The organism is Puerhibacterium sp. TATVAM-FAB25 (assembly GCF_046535855.1).
GTDB lineage: Bacteria > Actinomycetota > Actinomycetes > Actinomycetales > Cellulomonadaceae > Puerhibacterium > Puerhibacterium variabilis_A.
The window spans coordinates 23,025-30,940 of sequence record NZ_JAXUAK010000027.1 but is presented as its reverse complement, the minus strand read 5'-3'; the positions used below and the strand labels follow the sequence as shown (position 1 = coordinate 30,940).

General features: G+C 73.0%; 6 protein-coding genes. All 6 read left to right on the top strand.

The features are described 5' to 3' along the window. Positions 1–175: 175 nt before the first annotated feature. The 6 genes from gatC (at position 176) to ilvD (ending at position 7,838) form a co-directional block, all read left to right on the top strand. Complete coding sequence (gatC, locus tag U5M74_RS15930; RefSeq protein ID WP_069983896.1) at positions 176–472, top strand: Asp-tRNA(Asn)/Glu-tRNA(Gln) amidotransferase subunit GatC; 297 nt, start codon at positions 176–178, stop codon at positions 470–472. A gap of 1 nt (position 473) precedes the next feature. Beyond that, a complete protein-coding gene (gatA, locus tag U5M74_RS15925) occupies positions 474–1,979 on the top strand; it encodes an Asp-tRNA(Asn)/Glu-tRNA(Gln) amidotransferase subunit GatA (protein ID WP_410909899.1) in 1,506 nt (501 codons plus the stop codon). Between the two features lie 20 nt (positions 1,980–1,999). After that, a complete protein-coding gene (gene gatB, locus U5M74_RS15920; protein WP_410909898.1) occupies positions 2,000–3,508 on the top strand; it encodes an Asp-tRNA(Asn)/Glu-tRNA(Gln) amidotransferase subunit GatB in 1,509 nt (502 codons plus the stop codon). A gap of 31 nt (positions 3,509–3,539) precedes the next feature. Further along, positions 3,540–4,142, top strand: coding sequence for a GNAT family N-acetyltransferase (locus U5M74_RS15915; protein WP_410909897.1), 603 nt, complete (start codon positions 3,540–3,542; stop codon positions 4,140–4,142). A 144-nt stretch (positions 4,143–4,286) separates the two neighbouring features. After that, positions 4,287–5,819 (top strand): peptide MFS transporter, encoded by a 1,533-nt coding sequence (locus U5M74_RS15910; protein ID WP_410909896.1) that lies wholly within the window; start codon positions 4,287–4,289, stop codon positions 5,817–5,819. A gap of 156 nt (positions 5,820–5,975) precedes the next feature. Next, positions 5,976–7,838 carry a dihydroxy-acid dehydratase gene (ilvD, locus tag U5M74_RS15905; RefSeq protein ID WP_410909895.1) on the top strand — a complete coding sequence of 621 codons (1,863 nt, stop codon included), beginning with the start codon at positions 5,976–5,978 and terminating at the stop codon, positions 7,836–7,838. The last annotated feature ends 78 nt before the right edge of the window (positions 7,839–7,916 follow it).

The following is a 7,916-nucleotide window of genomic DNA, read 5'->3' as shown; positions in this document are numbered from 1 at the left end:
ATTACCCGAAGGCCCGCACCACACGGTGCGGGCCTTCGGCGCACCCACACCCACACCCCCAACCACACCCCAGGCCCGCACCCACCGTGCGGGCCTTCGTCGTCCCTGCGGGAGCGCCCGAGATCACCGGCCGGCGCCGTCGGACGCCCCCGCCCGGCCCACTAGACTTGGGGCCATGTCCACCATCTCCCGTGACGAGGTCGCGCGCGTCGCCGCACTGGCACGCATCGACCTGCGGCCCGACGAGGTCGACCGGCTGGCCGGCGAGCTCGACGTCATCGTCGACGCGATCGCGCGCGTGAGCGAGGTCGCGACGCCCGACGTGCCGGCGACGAGCCACCCGCTGCCGATGACCAACGTGTTCCGCGAGGACGTGCCCGAGCCCGGCCTGCCGGTCGACGACGTCATGGCGGGGGCCCCGGCGTCCGAGGACGGCCGCTTCCTCGTGCCGCAGATCCTCGGGGAGGAGTGAGATGACCGACCTGACGCGGCTGTCCGCCGCCCAGCTCGCCGACGTCCTGGCCGCGGGCGAGGTCTCGAGCGTCGAGGCCACGCAGGCCCACCTCGACCGCATCGCCGCCGTCGACGGCGACGTGCACGCCTTCCTGCACGTCAGCGACTCAGACGCGCTGGCCACGGCGCGCGACGTCGACGCGCGCCGCGCCGCGGGGGAGGAGCTGCACGCCCTCGCCGGCGTGCCGATCGCCGTGAAGGACGTGGTGGTCACCAAGGGCATGCCCACCACCGCGGGGTCGAAGATCCTCGAGGGCTGGGTCCCGCCGTACGACGCGACGCTCGTCGAGCGCCTCCGCGCCGCGGGCCTGCCGATCCTCGGCAAGACCAACATGGACGAGTTCGCCATGGGTTCCTCGACGGAGCACTCGGCGTTCGGCAACACCAAGAACCCGTGGGACCTCGACCGCATCCCCGGCGGCTCGGGCGGCGGCTCCGCCGCGGCCGTGGCCGCCTTCGAGGCGCCGCTGGCCATCGGCACCGACACCGGCGGTTCGATCCGCCAGCCCGGCGCCGTCACCGGCACCGTCGGCGTGAAGCCCACCTACGGGGGCGTGTCCCGCTACGGCCTCATCGCCATGGCGTCCTCCCTCGACCAGGCCGGCCCCGTGACCCGCACCGTGCTCGACGCGGCGCTGCTGCACGAGGTCATCGGCGGCCACGACCCGCACGACTCCACGTCCATCCCCGAGCCGCTGCCCGCGCTCGTCGAGGCCGCCCGCCAGGGCGCCGGGCAGGACCTGTCCGGCGTGCGTGTCGGCGTCGTGCGCGAGCTGACCGGCGAGGGCTACCAGGCCGGCGTGCAGGCGCGCTTCGACGAGTCGCTCGAGCTGCTGCGCGGCATGGGCGCCGAGGTCGTCGAGGTCTCGTGCCCGTCGTTCGACTACGCCCTGGCCGCCTACTACCTGATCATGCCGTCGGAGGCCTCCAGCAACCTGGCCAAGTTCGACGGCATGCGCTTCGGCCTGCGCGTCGAGCCCACCGAGGGCCCGGTCACCGCCGAGCGCGTCATGGCCGCCACCCGCGGCGCCGGCTTCGGCGACGAGGTCAAGCGCCGCATCATCCTGGGCACCTACGCGCTGTCGGCGGGCTACTACGACGCCTACTACGGCAGCGCGCAGAAGGTCCGCACGCTGATCCAGCGCGACTTCGCCGCGTCGTTCGCCCAGGCGGACGTGCTCGTCTCGCCCACGGCGCCCACCACGGCCTTCCGGTTCGGGGAGAAGCTCGACGACCCGCTGGCGATGTACCTCAACGACGTCGCCACCATCCCGGCCAACCTCGCCGGCGTGCCGGGCATCTCGGTGCCGAACGGCCTCTCGGACGACGGGCTGCCGGTCGGCTTCCAGGTGCTCGCCCCGGCCAAGGCTGACGACCGCCTGTACCGCGTCGGCGCGGCCCTCGAGGCCGCCCTGGAGAAGCAGTGGGGCGGGCCGCTGCTGGCCCAGGCCCCGGAGCTCGGCTGAGGAACGAGGAGAGAACGAGGATGACCACGCTCACCACGGACCTGGTCGACTACGCCGACGCCGTCCGCCGTTACGACCCGGTGCTCGGCATCGAGGTGCACGTCGAGCTCGGCACGCGCACCAAGATGTTCGACGGCGCCGAGGCGTCGTTCGGCGCCGAGCCCAACACCCAGGTCACGCCGGTCTCGCTGGGTCTGCCCGGCGCGCTGCCGGTGGTCAACGGCACCGCCGTCGAGTACGCGATCCGCATCGGCCTCGCGCTCAACTGCGAGATCGCCGAGACCTGCCGGTTCGCCCGGAAGAACTACTTCTACCCGGACGTGCCGAAGAACTTCCAGACCTCCCAGTACGACGAGCCCATCGCCCACGACGGCTGGGTCGACGTCGAGCTCGATGACGGCACCGTGTTCCGCGTCGAGATCGAGCGCGCGCACATGGAGGAGGACGCCGGCAAGAACACCCACGTCGGCGGCGCCACCGGCCGCATCCACGGCGCGGAGTACTCGCTGGTCGACTACAACCGTGCCGGCATCCCGCTCGTGGAGATCGTGACCCGGCCCATCGAGGGCGTCGGCGACCGCGCGCCCGAGGTGGCCCGCGCCTACGTCCAGACCCTGCGCGACATCTTCCGCGCGCTGGGCGTGTCGGAGGCCCGCATGGAGCGCGGCAACGTGCGCGCCGACGTCAACGTGTCGCTGCGCCCGTCGCCGGACGCGCCGCTGGGCACCCGCACCGAGACGAAGAACGTCAACTCGTTCCGCTCGGTGGAGCGGGCGGTGCGCTACGAGATCGGCCGCCAGGCCGCGGTGCTCGACGCCGGCGCCGCGGTGGTCCAGGAGACGCGCCACTTCCACGAGGACACCGGCTCGACGTCGGCGGGCCGCGTGAAGTCCGACGCCGAGGACTACCGCTACTTCCCGGAGCCCGACCTGGTGCCCGTGGCCCCGAGCCGCGAGTGGGTCGAGGAGATCCGCGCCGCGCTGCCCGAGCTGCCGGCGGCGCGCCGCCGTCGCCTGCAGGGCGAGTGGGGCTACGCCGACGCCGAGATGCGCGACGTCGTCAACGCCGGTGCGCTGGACCTCATCGAGGCGACCGTCGCCGCGGGCGCCTCGCCCGCCGCGGCCCGCAAGTGGTGGATGGGTGAGCTGGCGCGGCACGCCAAGCAGGCGGAGGTGTCCCTCGAGGAGGTCGCCATCACGCCGGCGCAGATCGCGCAGCTGCAGTCGCTCGTCGACGCCGGGCGGATCAACGACAAGCTGGCCCGCCAGGTGCTCGAGGGCGTCCTGGCCGGCGAGGGCGACCCCGAGCAGGTCGTCGTCGCGCGCGGCCTCGAGGTCGTCTCCGACGACGGCGCCCTGCTCGCCGCCGTCGACGACGCGCTGGCCGCGCAGCCCGACGTCGTGGAGAAGGTCCGTGGCGGCAACCTCGGCCCGGTCGGCGCGATCATCGGCGCCGTCATGAAGGCCACCCGGGGCCAGGCGGACGCCAAGCGCGTGCGCGAGCTGGTGCTCGAGAGGATCCAGGGATGACGGTCGGGACCGCGCGCACGGGGGTCCGCCCGTGACGCGCGGCCCCGTGCTGCACGGCGAGATGGTGCGCCTGCGGCCGCTCGTCGCGAGCGACGCCGCGCGGATGTGGGAGTCGCTGCAGGACCCGGAGGGCATGCGCCTGACGGGCACCACGGCGACCCTCACGCGCGCCGAGGTGGAGGAGTGGACCGCCGGCGTCGCCGACCGTCCCGGCCGGTTCGACTGGGCGATCACGCCCGGCGCCGTGCGCGACGGGCGCCCCGTGAGCGACGAGATGATCGGCGAGATCGTGCTCGACGAGGTCGACGACGTCGCGCGCTCGGCGAACCTGCGCCTGCAGATGCTGCCCGACTACCGCGGCCGCGGCTACGGGCGCGAGGCGATCCTCGAGGTGCTGCGGTTCGCGTTCGACGGGGCCGAGGACGCGGACGGCACGGCGCACGCCGGCCCGCGCCTGCACCGCGTCGCGCTCGACGTGCTGAGCATCAACCCGCGGGCGCGGGCGCTGTACGCGTCGCTGGGCTTCCAGGAGGAGGGCCGGCTGCGCGAGGCGCGCCCCGACGGCGACGGCTGGGCCGACACGATCGTCATGAGCATCCTGGAGGACGAGTTCCGGGCGGCCGCCGGCGTCTGACCCCCGGGGGTCGCCGGGGGCCTCGGAGGGGTTCGCGGAGCCTGAACGGGGCGTGCAGGGCGGCGTTCTTCGTCACAGGCCGCCCGCCCATAGCACACCTCGGCAACTTGGTCGGTGCCGGTCCGAAGGTGCGACCATCGAACAATGAGCAACTCGGACCAGCAGTCGCCCGCGACGCTGTCGCCGGCCGCCGCCGTGGCGGGGGACCGGCGGTTCTTCGGCCACCCGCGCGGGCTGATGACGCTCTTCACCACCGAGCTGTGGGAGCGGTTCAGCTACTACGGCATGCGGGCGATCCTCGTCTTCTACCTGACGGACACGATCGCGGGCGGCGGCCTCGGGATCGACGAGACGCTCGGCACGGCCGTGGTGTCCATCTACGGCACGGCGGTGTACCTGCTGTCGGTCGTGGGCGGATGGATGGCCGACCGCGTCATCGGCTCCCGCCGGGCGACGCTGTGGGGCGGCATCATCATCGCCGCCGGGCACGTCAGCCTGTCGGTCCCGTCGGCGGCGTTCAGCTGGCTGGGCATCGTCCTGGTCGCGCTCGGCACCGGCTTCCTCAAGCCGAACGTGTCGTCGATGGTGGGGGAGCTGTACACCCGCGACGACCCGCGCCGGCAGTCGGCCTTCTCCATCTTCTACATGGGCATCAACCTCGGGTCGTTCTTCAGCCCGATCATCGTGGGCATCGTCCGCGAGGCGTTCGGCTACCACGCCGGCTTCCTCGTCGCCGCGATCGGCATGGCCTTCGCCCTGGTGTTCTTCGTGCTCGGCCGTCGGCTCCTGGCCGGCGCCGGCGACCAGGTCCCCAACCCGATCCGCCCGGAGGAGCGGCCGGCGATCGTGCGGATGCTCGCGATCGTCGCGGCCGTCGTCGTGGTGGTGTACCTCCTCGCCGCCCTCCTCTCCGGCGGGTTCGGCCTGACGTCGGTCATCGACGCCCTGAGCTACCTGGCGTTCATCGCGCCCGTGGCGTACTTCGTCGCGATGTACCGCTCGCCGAAGGTCACCGACCCCGAGCGCAGCCGCGTGCTCGCGTACATCCCGCTGTTCGTCGCCGCGATGCTGTTCTTCATGATCTTCGAGCAGGCGGCCACGACGCTGGCCACCTACGCCCGGGACCAGACGGTGCTGAGCATCTTCGGGGTGGGCATCAGCCCGGAGTTCTTCCAGTCGGTCAACCCGGCCGGGATCATCCTCCTGGCCCCGGTGTTCGCCTGGCTGTGGATCCGCACGAACGACCGCCCGCCGACGCCGTACAAGTTCGCCCTCGGCCTGGGCCTGGCGGCGGTGTCGTTCCTCTTCCTCGCGGCCGCCTCGGCGCTGGCCGGCGGCGAGCGCACCCCCGCGTGGGTGCTCGGCCTCGTCTACCTCATCCAGACCGTCGGCGAGCTGTGCCTGTCCCCGGTGGGCCTGGCGGCCACCACGCTGCTGGCGCCGCGCGCCTTCCGCGGCCAGGCGATGGCCCTGTGGTTCCTCGCCCCGGCCGCGGGCCAGGCCATCACGGCCCAGCTCGTGCAGGTCACGGAGGGCATCCAGCCCACCGCCTACTTCGGCGGCATCGGCGTCGTGGCGCTCGCCTTCGCGCTGCTGCTCGTCGCGCTCAGCCCGTGGGTCGTGCGCAAGATGCGCTCGGCCGACGCCGCGGAGGGCGTGCACACCTCGGGCGACTGAGCGGGCGACCGGGCGGGCGACCGGGCCGGCGAACGAGCGGGCGACCGCGGGACTGACCGAAGGGCGGACGGATGCCGCCGTCCGGACGTGCTGGTCGTAGGGTGGCGGGGCGTCGCACGACGCCCCGCCACCGTCGCCTCTCGAAGGAGTGACCGGATGAGCCGCCCGCTGCGCTCCAGGACCTCCACCCACGGCCGCAACATGGCCGGCGCCCGCGCCCTCTGGCGCGCCACCGGCATGGGAGCCGAGGACTTCGGCAAGCCGATCATCGCGATCGCCAACTCCTACACGCAGTTCGTACCCGGCCACGTCCACCTCAAGGACATGGGCGACCTCGTCGCCTCCGCCGTGCGCGAGGCCGGCGGCGTGGCCAAGGAGTTCAACACGATCGCCGTCGACGACGGCATCGCGATGGGCCACGGGGGCATGCTGTACTCCCTGCCCAGCCGCGACCTCATCGCCGACTCGGTCGAGTACATGGTCAACGCGCACACCGCCGACGCGCTGGTGTGCATCTCGAACTGCGACAAGATCACGCCGGGCATGCTCAACGCGGCGCTGCGGCTGAACATCCCGGTGGTCTTCGTGTCCGGCGGCCCCATGGAGGCCGGCAAGGCCGTGATCGCCGACGGCGTCGCCCGGACGCCCCTCAACCTCGTCAACGCGATCAACTACTCGGCCGACGACGACGTCTCCGACGCCGCGCTGGCGCAGGTCGAGGAGAACGCCTGCCCCACCTGCGGGTCGTGCTCCGGCATGTTCACCGCCAACTCGATGAACTGCCTCACCGAGGCGCTCGGCCTGTCGCTGCCGGGCAACGGCTCGACGCTCGCCACGCACACCGCCCGGCGGGAGCTCTTCCTCGAGGCCGGCCGCACGATCGTCGAGCTCGCCAAGCGCTACTACGACGACGAGGACGACTCGGCCGCCCCGCGCTCGATCGCCACGAAGGCGGCGTTCTCCAACGCCATGGCCCTCGACGTCGCCATGGGCGGCTCCACCAACACGGTGCTGCACATCCTGGCCGCCGCCCAGGAGGGCGGGGTGGACTTCACGCTCGCCGACATCGAGGACATCAGCCGGCGCGTGCCGTGCCTGTCCAAGGTCGCGCCGAACCACCCGCGCTTCCACATGGAGGACGTGCACCGCGCCGGCGGCATCCCCGCGCTGCTCGGCGAGCTGGACCGCGCGGGCCTGCTCGACCACGACGTCACGTCGGTGCACACCCCGACGCTGCGCGCGTGGCTGGACGACTGGGACGTCCGCGGCGGCAAGGCCACCGACCGGGCGATCGAGCTGTTCCACGCCGCTCCCGGCGGCGTGCGCACCACGAAGGCCTTCTCGACGTCGAACCGCTGGGAGTCGCTCGACACCGACGCGGCGGAGGGCTGCATCCGCGACCTCGAGCACGCCTACACCGCCGAGGGCGGCCTGGCCGTGCTGCGCGGCAACCTCGCCGAGGACGGCGCCGTCTTCAAGACTGCCGGCGTCGACCCCGACGTCTTCCACTTCGTCGGCAAGGCCCTCGTCTGCGAGTCGCAGGACGAGGCCGTCGAGAAGATCCTCACCAAGCAGGTCCAGCCCGGTCACGTCGTGGTCGTGCGCTACGAGGGCCCCGCGGGCGGCCCGGGCATGCAGGAGATGCTCTACCCGACGTCGTTCATCAAGGGCCGCGGCCTGGGCAAGGTCTGCGCGCTGATCACCGACGGCCGGTTCTCGGGCGGGTCGTCCGGGATCTCCATCGGGCACGTCTCGCCCGAGGCCGCCGCCGGCGGGCTCATCGGCCTGGTCGAGGACGGCGACGAGATCGAGATCGACGTCGACACGCGCCTCGTCCGCCTCAACGTGCCCGACGAGGTGCTCGCCGAGCGCCGCGCCAAGATGGAGGCGCGCGAGAACCCGTGGCAGCCGGTCGACCGCGACCGCTACGTCTCGCCCGCCCTGCAGGCCTACGCCGCGATGGCGACGTCGGCCGACCGCGGTGCCGTGCGCGACGTCAGCCTCATCACCCGCCGCTGACGCTCCTGCTCGACGGTCCCGGGTGACGGCCCACCGGTCGGCGGGCCGTCACCCGGCACCCGGGCTTACGCTCGGGCT

Coding starts and splice junctions, on each gene's coding strand:
- ilvD (WP_410909895.1), top strand. CDS start 5,976: ATGAGCCGCCCGCTGCGCTCCAGGACCTCCACCCACGGCCGCAACATG.
- U5M74_RS15910 (WP_410909896.1), top strand. CDS start 4,287: ATGAGCAACTCGGACCAGCAGTCGCCCGCGACGCTGTCGCCGGCCGCC.
- gatA (WP_410909899.1), top strand. CDS start 474: ATGACCGACCTGACGCGGCTGTCCGCCGCCCAGCTCGCCGACGTCCTG.
- gatB (WP_410909898.1), top strand. CDS start 2,000: ATGACCACGCTCACCACGGACCTGGTCGACTACGCCGACGCCGTCCGC.
- gatC (WP_069983896.1), top strand. CDS start 176: ATGTCCACCATCTCCCGTGACGAGGTCGCGCGCGTCGCCGCACTGGCA.